Origin of the sequence: Hyphomicrobium denitrificans 1NES1, assembly GCF_000230975.2 — a bacterium.
GTDB classification, from domain to species: domain Bacteria; phylum Pseudomonadota; class Alphaproteobacteria; order Rhizobiales; family Hyphomicrobiaceae; genus Hyphomicrobium_B; species Hyphomicrobium_B denitrificans_A.
Genome location: NC_021172.1, coordinates 3408645 through 3430271 on the forward strand (window position 1 = coordinate 3408645; position 21627 = coordinate 3430271).

The 21627-nt window shown below is 59.0% G+C and carries 19 protein-coding genes; 11 read left to right on the top strand and 8 right to left on the bottom strand.

The window, feature by feature from the left end; translation table 11 throughout:
- Window positions 1-16: 16 nt before the first annotated feature.
- Window positions 17-2050: a thioredoxin domain-containing protein gene (locus tag HYPDE_RS16320; RefSeq protein WP_015599634.1), complete on the bottom strand. Its 2034-nt coding sequence runs from the start codon at window positions 2048-2050 to the stop codon at window positions 17-19.
- 33 nt (window positions 2051-2083) lie between these two features.
- On the opposite strand from HYPDE_RS16320, the gene mnmE reads away from it, so the two are divergent.
- The 7 genes from mnmE (at window position 2084) to coaA (ending at window position 9405) form a co-directional block, all read left to right on the top strand.
- The gene (gene mnmE, locus HYPDE_RS16325; RefSeq protein WP_015599635.1) at window positions 2084-3442 is read left to right on the top strand and encodes a tRNA uridine-5-carboxymethylaminomethyl(34) synthesis GTPase MnmE; all 1359 of its coding nucleotides are present in this window, start codon (window positions 2084-2086) and stop codon (window positions 3440-3442) included.
- Window positions 3443-3638: 196 nt separating this feature from the next.
- The gene (gene mnmG, locus HYPDE_RS16330; RefSeq protein WP_015599636.1) at window positions 3639-5510 is read left to right on the top strand and encodes a tRNA uridine-5-carboxymethylaminomethyl(34) synthesis enzyme MnmG; all 1872 of its coding nucleotides are present in this window, start codon (window positions 3639-3641) and stop codon (window positions 5508-5510) included.
- The gene (rsmG, locus tag HYPDE_RS16335; protein ID WP_015599637.1) at window positions 5511-6170 is read left to right on the top strand and encodes a 16S rRNA (guanine(527)-N(7))-methyltransferase RsmG; all 660 of its coding nucleotides are present in this window, start codon (window positions 5511-5513) and stop codon (window positions 6168-6170) included.
- A gap of 4 nt (window positions 6171-6174) precedes the next feature.
- Window positions 6175-7023 carry a ParA family protein gene (locus tag HYPDE_RS16340; RefSeq protein WP_015599638.1) on the top strand — a complete coding sequence of 283 codons (849 nt, stop codon included), beginning with the start codon at window positions 6175-6177 and terminating at the stop codon, window positions 7021-7023.
- 60 nt (window positions 7024-7083) lie between these two features.
- Entirely contained in the window at window positions 7084-7959 is an 876-nt protein-coding gene (locus tag HYPDE_RS16345; RefSeq protein ID WP_015599639.1) for a ParB/RepB/Spo0J family partition protein, read from the top strand.
- Between the two features lie 109 nt (window positions 7960-8068).
- Window positions 8069-8401 carry a phosphoribosyl-ATP diphosphatase gene (locus tag HYPDE_RS16350; RefSeq protein ID WP_015599640.1) on the top strand — a complete coding sequence of 111 codons (333 nt, stop codon included), beginning with the start codon at window positions 8069-8071 and terminating at the stop codon, window positions 8399-8401.
- Window positions 8398-9405: a type I pantothenate kinase gene (gene coaA, locus HYPDE_RS16355; protein ID WP_015599641.1), complete on the top strand. Its 1008-nt coding sequence runs from the start codon at window positions 8398-8400 to the stop codon at window positions 9403-9405. Before HYPDE_RS16350 ends, coaA begins: the two co-directional genes overlap by 4 nt.
- A gap of 98 nt (window positions 9406-9503) precedes the next feature.
- On the opposite strand, the gene HYPDE_RS16360 is transcribed toward coaA, so the two are convergent.
- The 5 genes from HYPDE_RS16360 to leuS form a co-directional block, all read right to left on the bottom strand.
- The gene (locus HYPDE_RS16360) at window positions 9504-9788 is read right to left on the bottom strand and encodes a hypothetical protein (protein WP_015599642.1); all 285 of its coding nucleotides are present in this window, start codon (window positions 9786-9788) and stop codon (window positions 9504-9506) included.
- A 194-nt stretch (window positions 9789-9982) separates the two neighbouring features.
- Entirely contained in the window at window positions 9983-10978 is a 996-nt protein-coding gene (locus HYPDE_RS16365) for an adenosine kinase (protein WP_015599643.1), read from the bottom strand.
- 65 nt (window positions 10979-11043) lie between these two features.
- On the bottom strand, window positions 11044-12087 hold the full coding sequence (gene holA / locus HYPDE_RS16370) for a DNA polymerase III subunit delta (protein WP_015599644.1): 1044 nt from the start codon (window positions 12085-12087) through the stop codon (window positions 11044-11046).
- A 42-nt stretch (window positions 12088-12129) separates the two neighbouring features.
- A complete protein-coding gene (locus HYPDE_RS16375) occupies window positions 12130-12705 on the bottom strand; it encodes a hypothetical protein (RefSeq protein WP_041320591.1) in 576 nt (191 codons plus the stop codon).
- On the bottom strand, window positions 12692-15316 hold the full coding sequence (gene leuS / locus HYPDE_RS16380) for a leucine--tRNA ligase (protein ID WP_015599646.1): 2625 nt from the start codon (window positions 15314-15316) through the stop codon (window positions 12692-12694). The genes HYPDE_RS16375 and leuS overlap by 14 nt, the downstream gene beginning before the upstream one ends.
- A gap of 329 nt (window positions 15317-15645) precedes the next feature.
- Between leuS and fic the strand changes: the two genes are divergently transcribed.
- Entirely contained in the window at window positions 15646-16782 is a 1137-nt protein-coding gene (gene fic / locus HYPDE_RS16385; protein ID WP_015599647.1) for a protein adenylyltransferase Fic, read from the top strand.
- A 38-nt stretch (window positions 16783-16820) separates the two neighbouring features.
- Here the strand turns inward: fic and HYPDE_RS16390 are convergent, their stop codons facing one another.
- Window positions 16821-17225 (bottom strand): GlcG/HbpS family heme-binding protein, encoded by a 405-nt coding sequence (locus HYPDE_RS16390; protein WP_015599648.1) that lies wholly within the window; start codon window positions 17223-17225, stop codon window positions 16821-16823.
- A gap of 99 nt (window positions 17226-17324) precedes the next feature.
- On the opposite strand from HYPDE_RS16390, the gene HYPDE_RS16395 reads away from it, so the two are divergent.
- The 3 genes from HYPDE_RS16395 to HYPDE_RS16405 all read left to right on the top strand — a co-directional run bounded on the left by HYPDE_RS16395 (window position 17325) and on the right by HYPDE_RS16405 (window position 20561).
- Window positions 17325-18035, top strand: coding sequence for a YggS family pyridoxal phosphate-dependent enzyme (locus tag HYPDE_RS16395; protein WP_015599649.1), 711 nt, complete (start codon window positions 17325-17327; stop codon window positions 18033-18035).
- Window positions 18036-18173: 138 nt separating this feature from the next.
- A complete protein-coding gene (locus HYPDE_RS16400; RefSeq protein WP_015599650.1) occupies window positions 18174-19097 on the top strand; it encodes a hypothetical protein in 924 nt (307 codons plus the stop codon).
- Between the two features lie 255 nt (window positions 19098-19352).
- Window positions 19353-20561: an ammonium transporter gene (locus HYPDE_RS16405; RefSeq protein WP_015599651.1), complete on the top strand. Its 1209-nt coding sequence runs from the start codon at window positions 19353-19355 to the stop codon at window positions 20559-20561.
- A gap of 49 nt (window positions 20562-20610) precedes the next feature.
- Here HYPDE_RS16405 and ppk2 read toward each other — a convergent pair whose 3' ends face one another.
- Window positions 20611-21546 carry a polyphosphate kinase 2 gene (gene ppk2 / locus HYPDE_RS16410; RefSeq protein ID WP_015599652.1) on the bottom strand — a complete coding sequence of 312 codons (936 nt, stop codon included), beginning with the start codon at window positions 21544-21546 and terminating at the stop codon, window positions 20611-20613.
- Window positions 21547-21627: the final 81 nt, after the last annotated feature.

Here is a 21627-nt window from a genome sequence, read left to right on the forward strand (position 1 = left end):
CAACGCGGTAAAGACGTTATGTTGCAGTATCGAGTTCGGTGCGTGCACGCCGGAGTGTTTCCTGCAGGGTCTCGGTGTCTTGGATCGGAGCGCTGCAGACTGGGCCGATGCAAACATAAGCTGTTGATTTGCCATTGATCGCTGTTTTGTCGTTCAGCAACGAGCCCGGCCCGGCAGAGGTTCCGGGGCGAGCTACAAACTCCAAAGCTCCCGGAATGGACAGCTGCTGCAGTTCGCCGCGGAGTTCAGTTCCGTCGGTGACGCTCACGGCAACTTGAACCAGACGATCGAGATCGAGTTCCGCCGCGAGTAAAGCGCAATGTCCAATCGGGCCCAGCGCCATGGCCGGTGCGAAAGCCTCCAGAAGCTGGCGCGCGCGTTCGTGGTGCTGCACGTCGCCGGTGACAGCCGCGAGCGCAATGAGGTTCGAGAGCTGTATGGCATTGGCGCTCGGAGCGGCATCGTCGCTGGCGACTTTCAGGCGGACGACCACGTCGCCTGTATCGTCCGCCGCCGTGAAATAGCCGCCGCGTTGGACATCCCAGTAGTGCTTGTCGAGGATGCGGGTCCATTGCCGGGCATGTTCGAGATAGCGTTCTGATCCTGTTGCCGCGAACAGGCGCAAGGCCGCCGACGTCATGTTGGCATAGTCGGATGCGATCGCCGGAGCCTTGGCGAGACCTTTGCGATAGGCGTGAAAGAGGCGGCCGTCGGGTGCGGCGAGCTTCGTCACGATGCAGTCGAAGGCACGTTCCGCGAGGGCAAGCCAATCCGAGCATTCGAAGACGACGGCAGCACGCGACAGCGCGGCGATCATCAAACCATTCCAGTCCGCGAGGATCTTGTCGTCCCAACCTGGACGGATGCGCGACGCCCGGCGTTCGAGGAGCTTCGCGCGCAGTTTGGCGAGATGAGCTTCCTCTTCGTTTGTAAGCAAGGCGAGGGAGTTGAGACGATTGAGGATCGTGTGGCCTTCAAAGTTTCCCTCGGGCGTGACGCCGTACACACGTGAAAAAAATGCGGCGTCTTCCGCACCGAGAACGTCCTCGATTTCCGCTGCACTCCAGACGTAGAACTTGCCTTCCTCGCCTTCGCTGTCAGCATCGAGAGAAGCAGCGAAACCGCCGGCCTCTCCGATCATCTCGCGCTTGAGCCAGGTGACCGTTTCGGCGATGCGTGTCTTGAAAATCGGGTCCTGCGTTTCGCGCCAGACTTCGGTCAAGAGATCGATCAGCAGCGCGTTGTCGTAGAGCATCTTCTCGAAGTGTGGAACGAGCCAGAACTCATCGACCGAATAGCGTGCGAAGCCGCCGCCCAGATGATCGTAGATACCGCCCTGGCAGATGTGGCGCAGCGTCGTGACGACCGCCTCTTGCGCGTTTGGATCGTCGTAGCGGATGGCCCCACGCCAGAGCAGCCAGAAGACGCTCCACTGCGGAAACTTCGGTGCTCCGGATAATCCACCGTGCTCGCGATCGACGGCGCGCGCGATTGCTGCGACGACATCTTTCGTCATCGGTCGCGATGCATCCGCACTTGTTTCGTTTGGCGATTCCTTCAGCGCGGCGAGAAGCGCTTCTGTATTCTTGCGGATATTGTCGGGCTGATTTTGATAGGCTTCTGCGATGCGGAGCAGGACAGTCACGAATGCGGGACGCCCATAGCGCGCCTCTCGCGGAAAATACGTTCCGCCCCAGAATGGTTTTGCGTCACTATCGAGGAACATCGTCAGCGGCCAGCCGCCTTGTTCGCCGAGCCGATGCAGCGCGCCCATATAGATCGCGTCGATGTCGGGGCGTTCCTCGCGATCGACTTTGATGTTGACGAAGAGCTCGTTCATCACCTCAGCGGTGCCGGAGTCTTCGAAGCTCTCGTGCGCCATGACATGGCACCAATGGCAAGCTGCGTAGCCAACGGAGAGCAGGATCGGTTTTCCCGTCCGCTTCGCCTCCGCGAGTGCTTCGGGACCCCATGCCCACCAGTGCACCGGGTTGTCCTTGTGCTGAAGCAGATAAGGGCTTGTCTCGTACTGCAGTCGATTTTCGCTCATCTCGGGTTGTCTGGTCGGAATGTCTGGAGAAATGTGGATTGGGTTGCAGTCGCACGCGTCTACGAGTACGCGAATGCCATGACCGATGCTGCAACTATCTTCGCGCTTTCGAGCGCACCCGGGCGCGCTGCCCTTTCCGTCATTCGTATCTCAGGCCCCGCGGTGCGCGACGTGCTGGAAAAGATGGTGGCGCCGATTCCAAAGCCACGTGTCGCAGCATTCCGGACTATCCGGCATCCTGAAACTCGGGAAGCGCTCGATCGCGCGCTACTGCTCTGGTTCGCGGCGCCGAACAGCGAAACGGGAGAAGACGTCGCAGAGTTCCAAGGGCATGGCAGCCGGGCTGCCATAGCGGCGATCCTCGCGGCTCTCGGGACAATGAAAGGGTGTCGTCTTGCCGAACCGGGCGAATTTGCGCGCCGCGGGTTCGAGAATGGCAAGATGGATCTCGCCGAGATTGAGGGTCTTGGGGATCTTATCGAGGCGGAGACGGAGGCCCAGCGTCGGCAGGCACTGGCGCAATCGGCAGGCATGCTGTCGAAGCTCTACGAGGGCTGGCGAACACGGCTGATCGAGATCGCGGCGTTGACCGAGGCAGCGATTGACTTTTCCGATGAGGCAGATGTTTCAGCTTCGTCCTTCATGGAGGCTCGAAAGCGGGCCGAGGCGCTTTCCGCCGAAATTGGCGCGCACCTCGATGACGGGCATCGGGGCGAGATCGTCCGCGATGGGTTTCGCGTGGCGCTGTTGGGCCCACCCAATGCGGGCAAATCGAGCCTCTTAAATGCGCTGGCGCGGCGCGATGCTGCAATCGTTTCCGCCGAAGCGGGTACGACGCGGGACGTCATCGAGGTTCGGCTGGATCTGGCAGGGCTTCCCGTCGTCATCTCGGATACCGCGGGCATTCGCGAAGCGGGGAGTGCAGTCGAGCAGGAGGGCATTCGCCGGAGCCTTGCAACAGCGCGCGATGCCGATCTCGTCGTGTGGCTGAGCGAGACCGGCGACTCAAAGCTTCCCGAAGGAATTTCACGTGAAACAAGCCTTGCAATTCGTTCCAAAGCCGATCTTAGGAGAGAATCAACAGCAGATTTGCTTGCGATCTCGACTGTCACCGGCGAGGGATTGGATCGGCTAGTGGCAGAGATTGGCAGAAGGGCGAGCGAGGCGGTCGGGACAAAGGCCGAGCCGGCATTGACCCAGGCTCGGCACCGGCAAAGCCTGGAGGTCGCGCGGAGGGAGATTGCAGCGTTCCTGGCCGGCAGTCTCGAATCCATCGAGCTGAGAGCTGAAGATATCCGGAGGGCCGCGCACGCCATCGGCCGGATCACGGGCAGGGTCGACGTCGAGGATGTTCTCGATCAGATCTTCAGCCGGTTCTGCATCGGGAAGTAGGTGGTTAACGAAGTGTTTCACGTGAATCAGGCTTGACGAGACTCATTCCGCCTGAAGCGCGTGTTTCACGTGAATCATCTTTTGTTAACTAAGGTCGGGACGCGGATATTACCGCGTTCCCCGGCTCGCTCCCTCAGCCATGAGGTGCAAAGAAGCGCTCTTTTGCGGCGTTCGGGGATGAGGTAGGTCATCCCGCATGCATTCTGGAACCTACGACGTCATTGTTGTCGGCGGCGGGCACGCCGGGACGGAGGCTGCGGCTGCCGCGGCGCGGATGGGTGCGCGCACGGCGCTGGTGACCCATTCCTTTGCGACCATTGGGGAGATGTCCTGCAATCCGGCGATCGGCGGGCTCGGGAAGGGGCATCTCGTTCGAGAAATCGACGCGCTGGATGGTCTGATGGGGCGGGTGGCGGACGTCGCCGGTATCCAGTTCCGTCTGCTCAACCGTTCGAAGGGGCCGGCCGTGCATGGTCCCAGGACACAGGCCGACCGGAAGCTCTACCGTCAGGCCATGCAGGCTGAAATCGCCGCCATTCCGGGGCTAGATGTCGTTGAGGGCGGGGTCGAGGACCTGATCGTTGAAGGTGACCGGGTTGCAGGCGTTCTGACCGGCGATGGCCGGGCCTTGAGCGCAGGGGCCGTCGTGCTGACGACGGGCACGTTCCTCAATGGTCTGATCCACATGGGCGAGCAGAAGATCCCGGCCGGCCGGATCGGAGAGGCGCCCGCCCTGAAGCTTTCCGACCGGCTTTATGCGCTGGGTTTGAGGCTCGGCCGACTGAAGACCGGGACGCCGGCGCGGCTTGATGGCAAGTCGATCGATTGGTCGGGCCTTGAGATGCAAAAGGCCGACGACGATCCGGTGCCCTTCTCGTTTCTGACGACGCGAATCACGACCCCGCAGATCGCCTGCGGAATCACTTACACGACGCCCGAGACGCATGAGATTATCCGCGCGAATCTTGCGCGTTCGCCCATGTTTTCGGGCCAAATCGAGAGCATCGGACCGCGCTATTGCCCGTCGATCGAGGACAAGGTCGTGCGTTTTGCCGGCCGCTCGTCGCATCAGATTTTTCTCGAACCCGAAGGGCTCGACGACGATACGATCTATCCGAACGGGGTTTCGACGTCGCTGCCTGTCGAGGTGCAGGACGCGTTCCTGCGGACGATGCCGGGACTGGCGCATGTCGTCATTAGGCGGCCTGGCTATGCGATCGAGTACGATTATGTCGATCCGCGCGAACTGACGCCGGGGCTGGAAGCGAAGCGTCTGCCGCGGCTATTTCTGGCCGGACAGATCAATGGCACCACGGGGTACGAGGAAGCGGGAGCCCAGGGCTTGCTTGCGGGACTCAATGCGGCGCTTGCTGCGGGAGGCGCGCGGGAGCCGTTCGTCGTGTCCCGCACGCAAGGCTATATCGGCGTCATGGTGGACGATCTCGTAACGCGCGGCGTTTCCGAGCCCTACCGCATGTTTACGTCGCGGGCCGAATTCCGGTTGAAACTTCGGGCGGATAACGCCGATCAGCGGCTGACGGCTGCAGGGGTTGCGCTGGGTTGCGTCGGGCAGGAGCGTCGGATGCAGTTCGAGGCCAAGACCAAAGCGCTCCGTGACGGCCTAGACTTGTTGAACCAACTCTCATTGACGCCCACCGAGGCTGCGCGTCACGGGCTTTCGGTCAACCGCGATGGGCGTCGGCGGACGGCATTCGAGCTTCTGTCTTTCCCGGATATCGCTCTTCATCGTCTCGTGCCTATCTGGCCGGAACTCGGAAAACTTGAACCGCGAATAGCTGCGCAGCTTGAGGTCGATGCGCGCTATGCGGCGTATCTTCGACGTCAGGACGAGGATGTCGCGCAGTTGAAACGGGACGAGGCAATTAGCATTCCCTTGGACTTTGATTATTCGGGAGTTCCAAGCCTTTCGGCCGAGGTTTGTCAGAAATTGGTTCAGCATCGGCCAGCGACAATCGCGCAGGCCGGTCGAATCGAGGGCGTTACCCCAGCTGCGCTATTGACGCTGTTGGCGCGGCTCAAGGCCGGCCAGGCTCGCAAGTCTGCGTAAATGGCCCCGATCACGCGCATCGATACCCCCGAATCGTTTCAGGTGACATTCGGAATTTCACGTGAAACGCGAGACCGGCTAACGACTTATGCTCAGCTATTGGGGCGGTGGCAGAAGACGATCAATCTCGTCGCGCCGAGCACGCTCAGCGAAATCTGGCACCGGCATTTCGCCGATAGCGCCCAGCTCTGGCAGTTTCGGCCTGACAATGCCCGGACTTGGCTCGATATCGGGTCGGGGGCCGGGTTCCCAGGACTTGTGCTCGCGATCCTGGGTGCCGAAACAGGCGCGACTCACCATATCCTGGTCGAAAGCGACGCACGTAAAGCTGTTTTTCTGCGCGAGGTTGCGCGGGCGACGGGTATCACTGTGGACATCCTGTGCATGCGAATCGAAAATTTCGAGACTCGCGCTAAAGTAAAGGCAGTCGACTGTCTGACGGCGCGTGCGCTCGCACCGCTTCCGCGCCTTCTTGAGATGGCGGCTCCATATTTTACGTCTTCGACGCTCGGGTTGTTTCTAAAAGGCAAGGAAGCGGCGGCCGAAGTCGAGCAAGCCGCGCGCAGTTGGCAGCTCGACTGCGAGCTGAAGCCGAGCATGACGGACGCGGAAGCCCGTGTTGTGTTGCTCAAAGCGTTGAAGCCCAAGAGGGAGGGGTAATCCCGTGGCCGGCTACGTTTCAGGCGCGGGTAGCGCCAGCGCAGGTCCGCGCGTGGTCGCGATCGCCAATCAGAAAGGCGGCGTCGGTAAAACGACGACGGCCATCAATCTCGGGACGGCGCTGGCGGCGGTCGGTGAACGCGTGCTGGTGCTCGACCTCGATTCGCAGGGCAACGCTTCGACCGGTCTCGGTATCGATCCCGAGTCGCGCTTCAAGACATCGTTCGACATTCTGACGGGCGCCGCGACGATCCTCGACACCGTATTGAAAACGGCAGTGCCCAATCTTTTCGTCGTTCCGGCGAACAGTGACCTCGTGGGCATCGACAGCGCGCTTGCCGGTGATCCGCAGACACGACCCTTTAAGTTGCGCGATGCGGTGACTGCGCTTGTCGGCCAACAGCGCAACCGTCCCGCCGATACGCATTTCAACTATGTGCTGATCGATTGTCCGCCGTCGCTTAACGTGCTGACGCTCAATGCGATGACAGCGGCGCATGCCGTGCTGGTGCCGGTGCAGTGCGAGTTCTTCGCTTTGGAAGGTATTTCGCAGCTCAAGGATTCGATCGAGCAGATCCGCGCGAGCCTCAATCCGCGGCTGGAAATTCAAGGCGTCGTCCTAACGATGCACGACTCGCGTACGGCGCTTTCGAAAGAAGTTGCGACCAACGTCCGCGCATTTTTCGGCCCGAAGGTCTACGAGACGGTGATCCCGCGCAATACGCGCGTGGCCGAAGCGCCATCGCACGGCAAGCCACTGCTTCTGTACGATTACGATTGCGCCGGAAGCCAAGCTTACATTCGCCTCGCGACCGAAATCATCGAACGGGAAAAGCGCTTTAAGGCCGCGTAAGCCCGGCGGATTCGTGCTTATTGTAGAACTGAGAACTTACCAGCAGGGGGCAGTCCGAAAATGAACTCCGTCGTACCGAAGAGCCGACTTGGCCGCGGCCTGGCCTCTTTGATCGGAGAACCGGCACCCCTCGGCCACCGCCTGCCGCCGGAAGGCGAGCAACGCATGGTGTCGATCGCGGAAATCAAGTCGAGCCCGCTCAATCCGCGCAAGGATTTTCGCGACGATGAGCTGGCCGAGCTGGCCGAGTCGATCCGCACCAAAGGCCTCGTGCAGCCGATCGTCGTCCGGCCAAACGGCATGGCAGGCGGTTATGAGATCGTCGCCGGCGAACGCCGCTGGCGCGCCGCGCAGAAGGCCGGCGTTCACACCATCCCCGTTATCATCCGCGAACTGACGGATCGCGAGGTTCTCGAACTTGCGATCATTGAAAACGTCCAGCGTCAGGATTTGAACGCGATCGAAGAAGCGACGGGCTATCGCGAGCTTGTCGAGCGCTTCGACTATAGCCAGGAGCAACTCTCCGAGATCATCGGCAAGAGCCGCAGCCATGTCGCCAATACGCTCCGGCTTTTGAAGCTGCCGGCAGGTGTGCAGTCGCTTGTACAACAAGGACAGTTGACGGCCGGACACGCGCGGGCGCTGATCGGGCGCGACGACGCCGAAACGCTGGCTCAGAAAATCATCAGTGACAGCCTCAATGTCCGTGATGTCGAAGCCATGGTTCACGGGCTGGGCAGCGATACGGCGACGCCGAACTCGCGCCGGCCGCGTGACAAGGATGCCGATACCAAGGCGTTCGAGAAGGAATTGACGGACCTTCTGGGCCTCAAGGTCGAAATCCGGAAGGGCTCCGGAGAAAGCGGCACGCTCGTGGTCAAGTATGGCAACTACGATCAGCTCGATTATATTCGCCAGCGGCTTGGCGGCGGCTGAGTTTTAAGCTTTTCGTTGTAATTCTACTTTCTGCCGCTTGACGTTCGGGCGGCCGTTGATGGTGTATGGCCGCATGGCGTCCGGCTGGGATACCTCGAGATAAGAGTTCATGAGTGACACGAATACCTTAGTCCAGCTTGCGGCGTTGATCCGCTCGCGCAGGTCGGAGAGCGCAGAAAAATCCTATACGGCCCAATTGCTGAATGCGGGGCCCGAACGTTGTGCGAAAAAGTTCGGCGAGGAAGCCGTCGAGACGGTGATCGCCGCAATGGGCAGCGATGCAGCGGCGCTCAAGGCCGAAGCCGCCGATACGCTTTATCATCTGCTTGTCCTTCTTGAATCCCGCCACGTGGCGCTCGATGACGTTTTTAAAGTTCTTGAAGGCCGAATGGGAATGTCAGGCATCGAGGAGAAGGCGTCACGTCCACGGAGCACATCGTGAAAGGTCGTGTCGGCATCGGGGCGCGCAAGGCTTCGAATGCGCACGATGCTGACGGGAAGATCGAGGGCAAGCCGTTTTCGCCCTATCGAGTCTTTACGCGAGAGGAATGGGCACGGCTCAGGGCCGACACGCCGATGACGCTGCAGCCGCATGAGCTCGAACAGCTCTCCGGCATCATCGAAGAAGTTTCCGTCGAAGAGGTCGAGGAAATCTATCTGCCGCTGTCGCGCCTGCTCAATCTCTATGTGGCAGCGGCGCAAAAACTCTATTCCGTCAGCTCGGAATTCCTTGGCCGCAAGGACACGAAGGTTCCGTTCGTGATCGGTGTTGCAGGCTCCGTTGCCGTCGGCAAGAGCACGACGGCACGTATTTTGAAAGCATTGCTTGCACGGTGGCCGGATCATCCGCGCGTCGACCTGATGACGACGGACGGATTTCTTTATCCCAATGCCGAACTCGAACGGCGCGGCCTGATGGACCGCAAGGGATTCCCCGAAAGCTTCGATACCGAGCGGCTTTTACGATTTCTCGGCAATATCAAATCGGGCGTCGCGCAAGTGTCGGCGCCGGTCTATTCGCACTTTCAATACGACGTTCTTCCGGGGCAGGAAATCACGATCGAGCAGCCCGATATTCTGATTATCGAGGGGCTCAATATTTTGCAGCCTGCTGAAATGCCGAAGGATGGCACCACGGTTCCGTTCGTTTCGGATTTCATCGATTTTGCGATCTATATCGATGCCGATTTTTCGACAATCGAGAAGTGGTATCTGGCGCGCTTCATGCGGTTGCGGAGCACGGCGTTCCGTGATCCCGGGGCCTACTTCCATAAGTATGCGACGATCGCGCCCGATGAAGCCCGCAGGACAGCGCTCGATCTTTGGCGCAATATCAATCTCAAGAACCTCGAACAGAATATTCTGCCGACACGGAGGCGTGCACAGCTGATCTTGCAGAAGGGCGAGAGTCACCGCGTCAAAGCGGCTTTGCTGCGCAAGCTCTAAAGTTTCCATTCCATATCTCTCCTGCAAAAAAATGGGCCGCTTGGGGTAGCGGCCCTCGGAGAGACTACAGGAGTGAAGGTGTAGGGGTTCCGTTGCGATCAGCGCGTCTGCAGTGTGCCTGATTGCGCGAGCTTAGGGTCGTTCGAAGCGTTCGCCGATACGACCAGATTTTTGAGCGAAGTGCGCGTGCCCAATGCAAATATTTTGTATTTGTCGCGCAGCCGTCGAATGGCGGAAGGGTCCGAATAACCCATCTGTCTGATTGCCGTCGTCGGGCGCAAATCGGGACGAATGCGGAGGAGTTCGGCAAGCTGTGCAAGACGTTGATTGTCGTCAATGCCGGTTCCTTTCGGACGGCCGCGACGAACCGGAGTGTGAAGCATCAGGCGAACCTCAAAACGAAGCGATTCGTTGATTCCGACATTGCGCGAAGAATTCCGCTATTTCCAGGGAGAATAATTAATTCGCCGAATTGGACACCAAATACCTCCTAAACATTCTTTATTTGAACAGTGTTCACCATGCAATGGTATATGAAATACGAGGAGATTGTCTTTTTGCCATGATTTGAAAACCGCTAAATCATGCCCCGCTGGCGGGCTAATTCGTTCAACGCAATTTCGGGTCGTGCGCCGATATGGCTGATAATCTCGGATGCTGCGAAGCTCGCAAGACGACCGCAAATTTCCAATCTATATCCCTGCGAATATCCGAATAAGAAACCAGACGCATAAAGGTCGCCGGCACCTGTCGTATCGATCAATTCGGAAATCGGTTCAGGTGCGATTTCAATAGCGCGTCCCTCACCGAAAAGAACGGAGCCTTTTGCACTGCGCGTCAGAACGGCAAGCTTCGTATCGTTGCTCGCGTTCTTTGCTGCAAGATCGAATGACTCCGTTTGATAAAGCGATTTGATCTCGGATTCGTTTGCAAAAAGAATATCGATGCCGGACCGAATAAGTTCGAGAAATTCGGCGCGATGGCGATCGACGCAGAAACCGTCTGACAATGTTAGAGCGACTTTTCGGCCTGCGGTTTTCGCTGCCTGCAGCGCTTTCCGAAAAGCCTGTTTGGCCTGCGGTTCATCGAAGAGATAACCTTCGAGATAAAGAATTGCGGAATCGCGAATTAAATCGAGTTTCAACTGCGATTCACTGAGGCTCGTCGAGATTCCAAGAAATGTATTCATCGTACGCTCGCCGTCGGGCGTAACGAGAATGAGGGAGCGAGACGTCGGTGCTTCATTCGAGATGGGCTCGACATCGAATGCGACTCCGATCGAGCGAATGTCGTGCGTGAATATTTTTCCGAACTCATCGCTGGCGACGGTTCCGATGAATGCGGCCTTGCCTCCGAAGGAGGCGATCCCCGCGATTGTATTCGCAGCCGATCCGCCTGAAATTTCGACCGCCGGTCCCATTGTGGCGTAGATCTTCTTAACCTCATCGGCGCCGACGAGGCGCATGCTGCCTTTGGTTGCGCCGATGGTTGCGAGATAGGCTTCGTCGCAGCGGCCGATAATATCGACGATGGCGTTGCCAATTCCGATGACGTCAAAGCGTGCCGCGGTCATGAAGGTCCCCCGAATGAATTTTGCGCGGCACTATAGAAGCGGGTGGACGTGCCGCAAGGCTGGGCTTAGCGGCGAGGAGACGCGGCAAGCTGGGTGGCAGCCATCGAGGCGAGGGCCAGGAGCAGGCGCTCGGCGTAAAGGTCTTCAAGCCGATTTGACAGGCGGGCAGATTTGGCCGTTTCCGCAATGCGCCGTAGGGCCTGGTCGAGCTGCGGTCTAGGCCAGTTACGGATCTGGCGAGCGAAGGCGTCCCGCTGTTTGAAGAAGATCGGCGGCCGCATGGCCTTCAAGGCGTCGTCGAGGCGTTGGCCGGAGTCGACGTCACTGCGCACTTTGTGGAGTTTCAAGAAGTAGCGCTGCGTCACGAGAATGATGGTCTGCGCGCTTTCGCCCGATGCGAGCGCGCGGCCGAAGTCGGTCATGGCGGTTGCGGTCCGTCCTTCGGCGGCGGCTTCCGCGATGCGTTCGAGCGCAAGATCGGAGGCGTCGCCCACGACGTTCTCGACGTCCTGCAGCGTAATCACCGAGCCTCCCAGGCTGTGGAGCGCCAGCTTTTCGATCTCCGCTCGCGACAGTGCTCTGTCGGCGCCGAGGCGGGATTGCAGCAAGGTTCTCGCATCGCCTTCGATCGAGAGGGAGAACGACGACAGAACGTCTGAAATCAGACTGTCGATGTCGGCGGCGCTGTCGGGATAGCAGGCGACGGCAAAGCAGTTTTCGGTTTTCTCGAACAGCCCGCGCAGCGCATCGTCCGGCTTGAGGTTACCGGCTTCGACGACAAGCAGGCCTTCGAGCGGGGCGCCGAGAAGGGGTTTCAGGAGCTGTGCCGAGATGCGCCGCCCGGCAGCGGCGCGAACGATGCGGCGGGAGGAGAACATCGGCCGCATTTGCAATTCGGTTTCAAGGCGGCCCGGATCTTCGTCGAGTTCCGCATCATCGAGCCTGAGAATCTCCCCGGGAGGATTTTCGCGTTCGGCGAGGGCGCGTGCCAAGGTTGCCGAGCGCTCGCCGACAAGTCCCGGGTCGGAGCCGAAGAACAGTGCGGCCGCCAAACGCGGCGGCGGCGATTTCATGAAGGAATCGGCCAGATGAGCCTTGATGGCGACCATGCGTGATGCTCGCAAATAAACAGCGCTAGCCGCGGTTCGCTATCAGGCGGTGGTCGAGAGGATTGCGAGAAGGCGCGTGCGAAGCTCCTCGCCGACCGATTCTGCGGCTCGATTTTCCGCATTCTGGCGCGCTTCGACGTTTGCGAAGATCGACGTCACGCGGTCGAACGAGGCGCGCCCGTAGCTCTTGCCGGAGGCGACAACCGACTTATCGCTCAATCGGATCAGATTATACGATGCTTCGATGCTGTAAATCTGGCCGCCGGCGTTGCCGTTGACCATGACCAGGGTAGAGATCACGGATTCGCGGATCGCGATGTCCATCCGGTATTGCGGCGTCGCGGGTTTGCCGCCGCCGGTCGTCTGGAAAATGAGCTCGTTGCGAATTCTTTGGCCGACCCGGCCCGGTATCGGGGCGACGTCGACTGTTGCGAGTTTTTCCTGGGTCGCGGCGCCGCCGAGAGCAGCCGAACCATAGAGCGGACGGAAGCCCGTGCTGCCGTCGCCGCAGCCGCCAAGGATGCAGAGTACAGCAACGCCGAACGTCGACATGAGTCCGCGCCGGTAATGGAACCGGCGTTCGCCCACTCGCCCCCTCATCCCGTCAGCCAACGACATTCACGATCCTTTGCGGGACAACGATGACTTTTTTCGGGGCGCGCCCGTCAAGTGCGCGGACCACCGAACCAAGCTTCAACGCCGCCGCTTCCACCTCCTCGGATTTCGCAGTGCGCGAAACCACGAGCTCGTCCCGTCGCTTACCGTTCACCTGTACGGCAATGGTCACTTGATCGTCAACGAGTAGGTCCGGTTCCACGGCCGGCCACGGTTCGTTCGCAAGAAACGTGTTGTAACCGAGCCGCGCCCAGCATTCCTCCGCCAGATGCGGCATCATAGGGCCGATCATTGTCACAAGAAGGGCACCGGCCTCGTGGGCGGCCCAGGCGAGCCCCGGCTCGTTTTTCGTTAGGACGGTTTGGAGAACATTCGAGAATTCATGAATGTTGGCGACCGCAACGTTGAATCGCAGGGCTTCGATGGCCTTGCCGACGTGGTCGAGGGCCCGATGCGCGGCCTTGCGCAGCTCCAGCGCGTCTGGCCCAAAGGTGTCCGGCCTTTTGCCGGGCTTCTCAGGGTAGGCTTCGATAATTTCATCGATCAAACGCCAGACACGCTGGATAAAGCGACCGGCGCCCGCGACGCCTGCTTCGGTCCAAATCACGTCGCGTTCCGGAGGGCTGTCCGACAACATGAACCAGCGCGCGCAGTCGGCGCCATAGTGGGCGATGATGTCGTCAGGATCGACGAGGTTCTTTTTCGACTTCGACATCTTTTCGATGGCGCCGATGGCCGCAAGGCGCCCGGTCGCAATCTCGATGGCTTGTCGGCTGGCGCCCTCGCCTTCGAGGCGAACGTCGTTCGGCAAAAGCCAAAAACCATCCTGAGACTTATACGTTTCGTGAGTCACCATGCCTTGTGTGAACAGCGCCGCGAACGGCTCACGGGTGTTCGTCGCGAACGTCAAATGGCCGGTGTCGCACATGGCACGCGCGAAAAAGCGCGAATAGAGCAGGTGCAGAATCGCGTGCTCGATGCCGCCGATGTATTGGTCGACCGGCAGCCAGTAGTGCGCCGCATCCATGTCGACCGGTGCTTTGGCTTCAGGCTCCGTAAAGCGTACGAAATACCAGGACGAATCGACGAAGGTGTCCATCGTGTCGGTTTCACGCGTCGCGGCGCCGCCGCACGTCGGACATTTGACATGCTTCCACGTCGGATGGCGTTCGAGCGGATTGCCTGGCTTATCGAACGTTGCATCCTCCGGAAGAGTCACCGGAAGATCCTTTTCCGGAACGGATACGACACCGCATTTTTCGCAATGGACGACCGGGATGGGACAGCCCCAGTAGCGCTGGCGTGAGATGCCCCAGTCGCGCAGGCGGAAATTGACTTTGCGGGCCCCCTGCGGGCGGTTCGCAAGCTTCTGTTGCTCGAGGAGATCCGCGACTTTCTCGAAGGCGGCTTTCGTCGTCAACCCATCGAGAAAGCGCGAATTGATCATCGTGCCGTCTTCGACATAGGCTTGGCCCTTGAGGTTGAACGTCTCTTTGGTTTCGCCCGGCGGAAGGATGACAGGCACCACGGGAAGATCGTAGCGGCGCGCGAAATCCATGTCGCGTTGATCGCCGGACGGGCAGCCGAAGATGGCGCCAGTGCCGTAGTCCATCAGGATGAAGTTTGCGACGTAGACCGGGAGCTGCCAGGATTTGTCGAGAGGATGGACAGCGCGAATGCCGGTATCGAAGCCGCGCTTTTCGGCAGCCTCGATTTCGGCGACGGACGTTCCCAAGCGCCGGCACTCGTCGCAGAAAGCAGCGAGATCCGGGTTCTTTTCGGCAGCCGCCCTTGCGAGCGGATGATCGGCGGCGACAGCCAGGAAGGATGCGCCGAAAAGCGTGTCGGGCCGTGTCGTATAGACTTCAAGCTCGGAGAAGCCTTTCGGCGCCGTTTGCTTGTCGAGCGCCCAGCGGATCAGCATGCCCTCGGAGCGACCGATCCAGTTCGCCTGCATCAGGCGCACCTTCTCGGGCCAGTTGGTGAGCGTGCCGAGGTCGCTCAGCAATTCCTCGGCATAGTCGGTGATTTTGAAGAACCACTGTGTCAGCTCGCGCTGTTCGACGAGGGCACCGGAGCGCCAGCCACGTCCATCGATCACCTGCTCGTTAGCGAGCACCGTCTGGTCGACAGGGTCCCAGTTGACTTTTGAGGACTTGCGATAGGCGAGGCCCTTTTTGAGCAGATCCAGAAACAGTTTCTGCTGCTGGCGATAGTAGTTCGGCGAGCAGGTCGCGATTTCGCGCGACCAGTCGAGCGACAAGCCCATAGATTTCAACTGGCCGCGCATCGTATCGATATTGGCGTAGGTCCACTTGCCGGGGTGGACCTTGCGCTCCATCGCGGCGTTCTCGGCAGGCATGCCGAACGCATCCCATCCCATCGGATGGAGGACGTTGAATCCTTTGGCGCGCTTGTAGCGGGCGAAGACGTCGCCCATCGCATAGTTGCGGACATGCCCCATGTGGATGCGCCCAGAAGGGTACGGGAACATCTCCAGCACGTAGCATTTGGGCTGTTTGTGGTCTTCGGAGGCGCGGAAAATCTGGTTTTTTTCCCAGACATGCTGCCAGTAGCGTTCACGATCGGGTGCGTTGTAGCGTTCGGTGGCCATGGGGCCCATTCTTTCCGGGATTTTGAATTGGTTAGCGCCGTAAAGAGCCTGAAAGGTAAAGAGGGTCAAGGGCTGCTGCGGAGGTGACCGATAGTCCGTGTGCCGGTCGCACCTCAAAAACGTCCGGGGATCGTATTGTCTCCAATATGTGCACCGCGTGGACACCGTGGGCCGTATATGTTCACGTTTCACGTTTTTGTGGACATATAAGTTGACGTCCCCGGCATATATGTGCAAGAAATAGAAAATCTTGAACATATAGGCGTTGAAACGTTCATGACGTGAACATTGGTGGTCCTGTATGTTCAAAATTCTGGATTTTTGAACATATGGCCCCGAACACAAAGCGCCCCTACAACGCCCTTCCCAAGCTGCCACCGCCGCTGGATTTGGAGACGAAGGCGGTGCTCAAATGCTGCATCGCTGCGCGTACTGCGGTTGCCGAGCTACGCAGGGCGGGGGAACTCATTCCCGATCAATCCGTCCTCATCAACACGATTCCCTTACTCGAAGCGAAGGACAGTTCGGAAATCGAAAATATCGTCACGACCAACGATGCATTGTTTCGCGAAGCCAGCCAGTCCGAAGACGGCGGCGATCCTGCTGCGAAAGAAGCCGTGCGATACAGAGCGGCACTCTTCGCCGGCTATGAATCACTGAAAAGCCGGCCACTGACAGTCCGTACAGCGATTGATGTCTGCAGCCGCATCAAAGGCGTGGATATGGATCTCAGAAAAACGCCCGGAACAGACCTCAAGAATACCTTTACCGGCGAAATCATATACACACCGCCCGAAGGTGAGCAGGTCTTGAGGGATCTGCTCACCAACTGGGAAAGCTTTGCGAATTCTGATGATGACCTCGATCCGCTCATCCGAATGGCGGTGCTTCATTATCAATTCGAAGCCATCCATCCTTTTCCCGACGGTAACGGGCGGACGGGGCGCATTCTGAATATCCTGGTGCTCATTCAGGCCGGATTGCTTGACATTCCGACGCTTTATCTCAGCCGCCATATCGTTCGTACGAAGGGCGATTATTACCGGTTGCTCCAGGGGGTGACGGCGAGGGGTGAGTGGGAACCGTGGCTCATTTATATGCTGAGCGCGGTCGAAGCGACCGCGAGGTGGACGAACGCCAAGATACGTGCCGTGCGCGACTTGATGAAGAACACCTCCGACTATGCGAAGATCGGGGCACCGGCAGCCTACTCCCGCGAACTGATCGAAGTCATTTTTGCGCAACCTTACACGCGCATCGCTCATGTCATCGAAAGAGACATCGCGCAGCGCGTCTCAGCCTCCCGCTATTTAAAGCAACTTGTCGATATCGGGATTCTCGCTGAAGAAAAGCACGGGGTCCAGAAGCTGTTCATCAACCGAAAGTACATGCAGCTCCTGAGCAGCGACGATCACGCGTTCGAGCCATATCCACTCGAAAAGCTGGACAAAAAAAGGCGGAGCTAGCGCGCCCCGCCCCGTGTTCGATGCGCTGGTGAGCGGCGTCAGCAGGTGTGCGCCGAGGCGCCGGCTTCGGCGACCGTCTGATCCTGAATACCGCTGCCGCCCGAGACGCCGATGGCGCCGATCACCACGCCGTTCTGATCCTTGAGTGGAATGCCGCCTGCAAAGATCATGACGCGATCGTGGTTGGAGACGTGGATGCCGTAAAACTGGTCACCCGGCTGGCTGTTCTCTGCGAGCTCTTTCGTCGAGATGTTGAAAGCACGAGCGGTGAAGGCTTTGTTGATCGCAATGTTGATCGAGCCGATCCAGGCTTTATCCATGCGGATGTGGGAAATGAGGTTAGCACCTTCGTCAACCACCGCGATATTCATGGGCTGGCCGATCTCGATCGCTTTCTTTTCGGCGGCGTCAATGATGCGGCGGGCGTCGGCGAGTTTCAGCATGGCGACTCCTGTTTGTCGGTCGATAAATGACAGTGCCCATATATGTCTCGCCCGCCGGCACAACATTGCGACACTTGTTCTCGAAGCGGCGGCAGCGTTATGGAGGGGCGAGCAAACCAGGGACTGAGCGTGAAAGACGACGGCTACCACAAAACCGCGCCCGAGAGGTTAAAACGCGTAAGGGATGAGATCGTTACCGCGGCGGAGGCGGCGAAGCGCTCTCCAGCGGATGTCGAGCTGATTGCGGTTTCAAAGACTTTCGATATTGACGCAGTGCGCCCCGTACTCGCAGCCGGTCAGCGGGTATTCGGCGAAAACCGCGTGCAGGAAGCCGAGCGCAAGTGGCCGGTTTTGAAGAGCGGGTTTGCGGATATCGAATTGCATCTGATTGGCCCCCTGCAATCGAACAAGGCCAAGGATGCGGTCGCGCTGTTCGACGTTCTTCATACGATTGATCGAGAAAAGATTGCGCGTGCGATTGCGAATGAAATTTCGCGGCAACAGCGCGCGCTCAGACTTTTCGTGCAGGTGAATACCGGCGAAGAACCTCAGAAGGCCGGCGTCATGCCGCGCGAGGCGAAAGCCTTCGTCGAGTTCTGCCAAGGAGAATTGAAGCTTCCAATCGTCGGGCTGATGTGCATCCCACCGGTGGATGAAGAACCGGCAGTGCATTTTGCATTTCTTGCGAAGCTTGCGAAAGAAGCGGGCCTTCAGGGTCTCAGCATGGGCATGAGCAGTGATTTCGAAACGGCAATTGCGTTCGGGGCAACGCATGTCCGAGTTGGGAGCGCGATTTTCGGGGAAAGGTAGCCCTTCCCTCCCCGAGACAGGCGTGCTTCTGTTTCCCACTGCATTTTTTGGGGCTGCCGCATCGATCCTGAAACGTGATGCTAGGCTCCCTCGCTGATTCGGCTGCGTATATGGGCCGGCACGCGATAGGGGCTCCACATGACCGCGTCTGCTCAGAAGAAAGATCCGATCGAAGCTGAGGCCAACGCGTCCGCAGCGGAGGCTGCTCGCGATACGCGGGCGGAAATTCTGGAGCAGAGCAAAGACGCGAAAGCGGCCGTCTCCAAACTTGCGAAAGCGGAAAAAAGCGCAGTCAATGATGCCCGCAAGACGTGGCATGACTTCGAGGTTCACGTTTGGATCACGAACTTTAACGCGATTGAGTTCGGTCCCTGGAAGCGCGAGCGTAATCGCGGCAAGTCGCGCCAATTCACGACGGATATGGATATCTTTGCCGAGGTCGTCGAGAACGGCGTGCGTACCGGCGTCCTCGGGTATCGCAAGGAACTCTGGAAGGACACATCCGGCATGGACAAACGGCTTGTTTTCAAGCTGTTCTCGGAAACTCTGAACTGGAAGGCGAGCATGGACATGATGCTCGGCCGTTCGATTCAACAAACGCTCGCCGCCCACGGCCTTCCGGTGACGACGTATTCGATCAATACGAGCGAAGATGATTATCTCGTCTATCTCGAACGTTCGGCGCATAAGTGGCCACTGTTACCTGAGAACTTCTCGTTCTTTCTGATGGAGGGCGGTGAGCCGAAATTCTATCGGTTCCGCCGGGATTTCATCAATCTTGGCGGCGACTACACACTCATCGACCAGCATGGCGATCATGTCGGCCACATCGACGGTGCGGTTCTGACGATCGGCGGCAAATGGCGCTGCAAGGTGCGTGGCGATCACGCCGATCCGCGTCTCATTCAAGTGATGAAGCTGTTCACAGGCTTGATCGTTTTCAATCGCCAGGCCCGGCGCCATGTGAAAGCTCTTGCTCGAGACATCCACGACGGGCGTATAAAACCCGACATTCAGCGTCAGGAAGCGGACCTCTATATGAATCCGCGGCGCATTCGCTGAGAGCTGTTTTCCGCACAACCTTCACCGCCGTGCCTGCGAGTTAGGCAAGAATAAGCGCGTTTTGCCGATTTTGTGGGCGCGACGCTTGGCGATTGCGACGTCGTATTTCGCGCAAGTTTTTGATCTCGCGGACATATCTTACGAATTTGTTGCTTGGCATAATTCTTGATCACCCTGCCTGCGGCTTCGGCCGACAGCCTCGTATTCGGACTGTTGCTTCAGAGCCGAGCATAAAAAACAGGCAGGGGGCTTGGGGTGGAACAGCAGCAAGGTGCTGACGTCTTTTTCCTTTTGGTGGGTGCGATCCTCGTGTTCGCGATGCACGGAGGGTTCGCGTTTCTCGAAGTCGGAACGGTCCGGCATAAAAATCAGGTCAATGCACTTGTAAAAATTCTCGTCGACTTCGCGATCTCGACGACGGTCTACTTCGCAATCGGATACACGCTGTCTTACGGCATCACTTTTTTTGCTGCGGCTCAGACGATCAGTGCCGGGCAAGGATACGAGCTCGTCAAATTCTTCTTCCTTGCGACGTTCGCGGCGGCGGTCCCGGCGATCATTTCCGGCGGTATCGCCGAGCGGGCACGGTTTCTGCCGCAATGCGCCGCGACGGCTCTGATGGTCGGTCTCGCGTATCCGCTGATCGAAGGTACGGTGTGGAATAGGAACTTCGGACTTCAGGATCATCTCTTCGCATCAATCCTCGGAGCGCCGTTCAAGGACTTCGCGGGTTCGATCGTCGTGCATGCCTTCGGCGGATGGGCAGCGTTTGCAGCGATCCGCCAACTCGGGCCTCGTATCGGGCGATACGATCGTTCGCGGCCCATGAGCCCGCCACCGTCTTCGATTCCGTGGCTTGCGATGGGCTCGTGGTTGCTGTGCATCGGCTGGTTCGGCTTTAACGTCATGAGCGCGCAAAATCTCAGAGCCGAATCGGGATTGGTCGCTATCAATTCGCTGATGGCGATGTGCGGAGGCATCCTTGCGGCGCTGCTCGCGGGCCGAAACGATCCGGGTTTTGTACATAACGGCGCCTTGGCCGGGTTGGTCGCAATATGTGCCGGTTCTGATGTCATGCACCCGATCGGTGCTTTCCTTACTGGCGCAATCGCCGGCGGCTTGTTCGTCACGATGTTTCAGGTCTCGACCAATAAGTGGCGGATTGATGATGTTCTCGGCGTCTGGGCGCTGCACGGATTGTGCGGTCTATGGGGCGGCATCGCGTGCGGCATCTTCGGTCTGGCGGCGCTGGGGGGCATGGGCGGCGTTACGTTCCAATCACAATTGGTTGGATCGGTTCTCGGGGCCGCGTTTGGGTTTGTCGCCGGAACGATCGTCTACTGGGTCGTCCATTCAGCGTTCGGGTTGCGCTTGTCGCCGGATGAGGAACGACGCGGCGCCGATATTTCGATTCACAAGATCAGTGCCAATCCGGAAGACGACGTCCGTCTAGGACGTCTTTAGGCACGCGATGTTCGGCGGGCGATGTGCAGCCCGCCGGATTCAGTATGGCTTAATAAATGGCAGGGACGTACATGTCGTCCGGCACCGGTTCGCGGAGATAATCGGGATTGTGCACGCGATCGGGAAGGATGACAGGTGCGCGCGGAACTTCCTCGTACGGAATTTGCGTCAGCAGGTGGCTGATGCAGTTGAGCCGCGCCCGCTTCTTGTCGTCGGCGTGCACGATCCACCACGGCGCCTCGGGGATATGCGTGCGCTCGAGCATCGCTTCTTTGGCTTTGGTGTAGGCTTCCCAGCGTCGCCTGGATTCGAGATCCATCGGGGACAGCTTCCATTGCTTGATCGGATCGTGGATGCGCATCTGAAAGCGCAGGTGCTGTTCGTCGTCGGAGATCGAAAACCAATACTTGATGAGCGTGATGCCGGAACGCGCGAGCATCTTTTCGAACTCAGGCACGGTTCGGAAAAATTCCTCGACATCCGATTCCGAACAGAAGCCCATCACGCGCTCGACGCCGGCGCGGTTGTACCAGGAGCGGTCGAAGAGCACCATTTCGCCGCCCGTCGGCAGATGCGGAACATAGCGTTGAAAGTACCATTGCGAGCGCTCGCGTTCGCTCGGTGCCGGCAGCGCTACCACGCGCACGACGCGCGGATTGAGCCGTTGTGTAATGCGTTTGATAACACCGCCTTTGCCCGCGGCGTCGCGGCCTTCGAAGAGGACGACGACTTTCAGTTTCTGGGTTACGACCCAGTCCTGCAACTTGATCAGCTCGCGCTGCAGACGGAACAACTCTTGGAAATAGAATTTCCGGTCGAGCAGGCCGTCATCGTCTGTCTGCTCCCTGCCGTCGATGAGCTGCTGCAGGCGATCGTCGTCCAGTTCCATCTCGAGTTCTTCATCGAAGCTGTCGGCAATTTCGGCTTCAATGCGAGCTGCCACGCCGTTGCGCTTATCCTGTTCGTCGATCATGTTTCGTCCCATGGCGTCTCTTCGGCGGATGCCGCCAATAGACACGCGAGCCCCATGACAAGCTTATGACGACCTTGGCCATTGGCCCGCTTC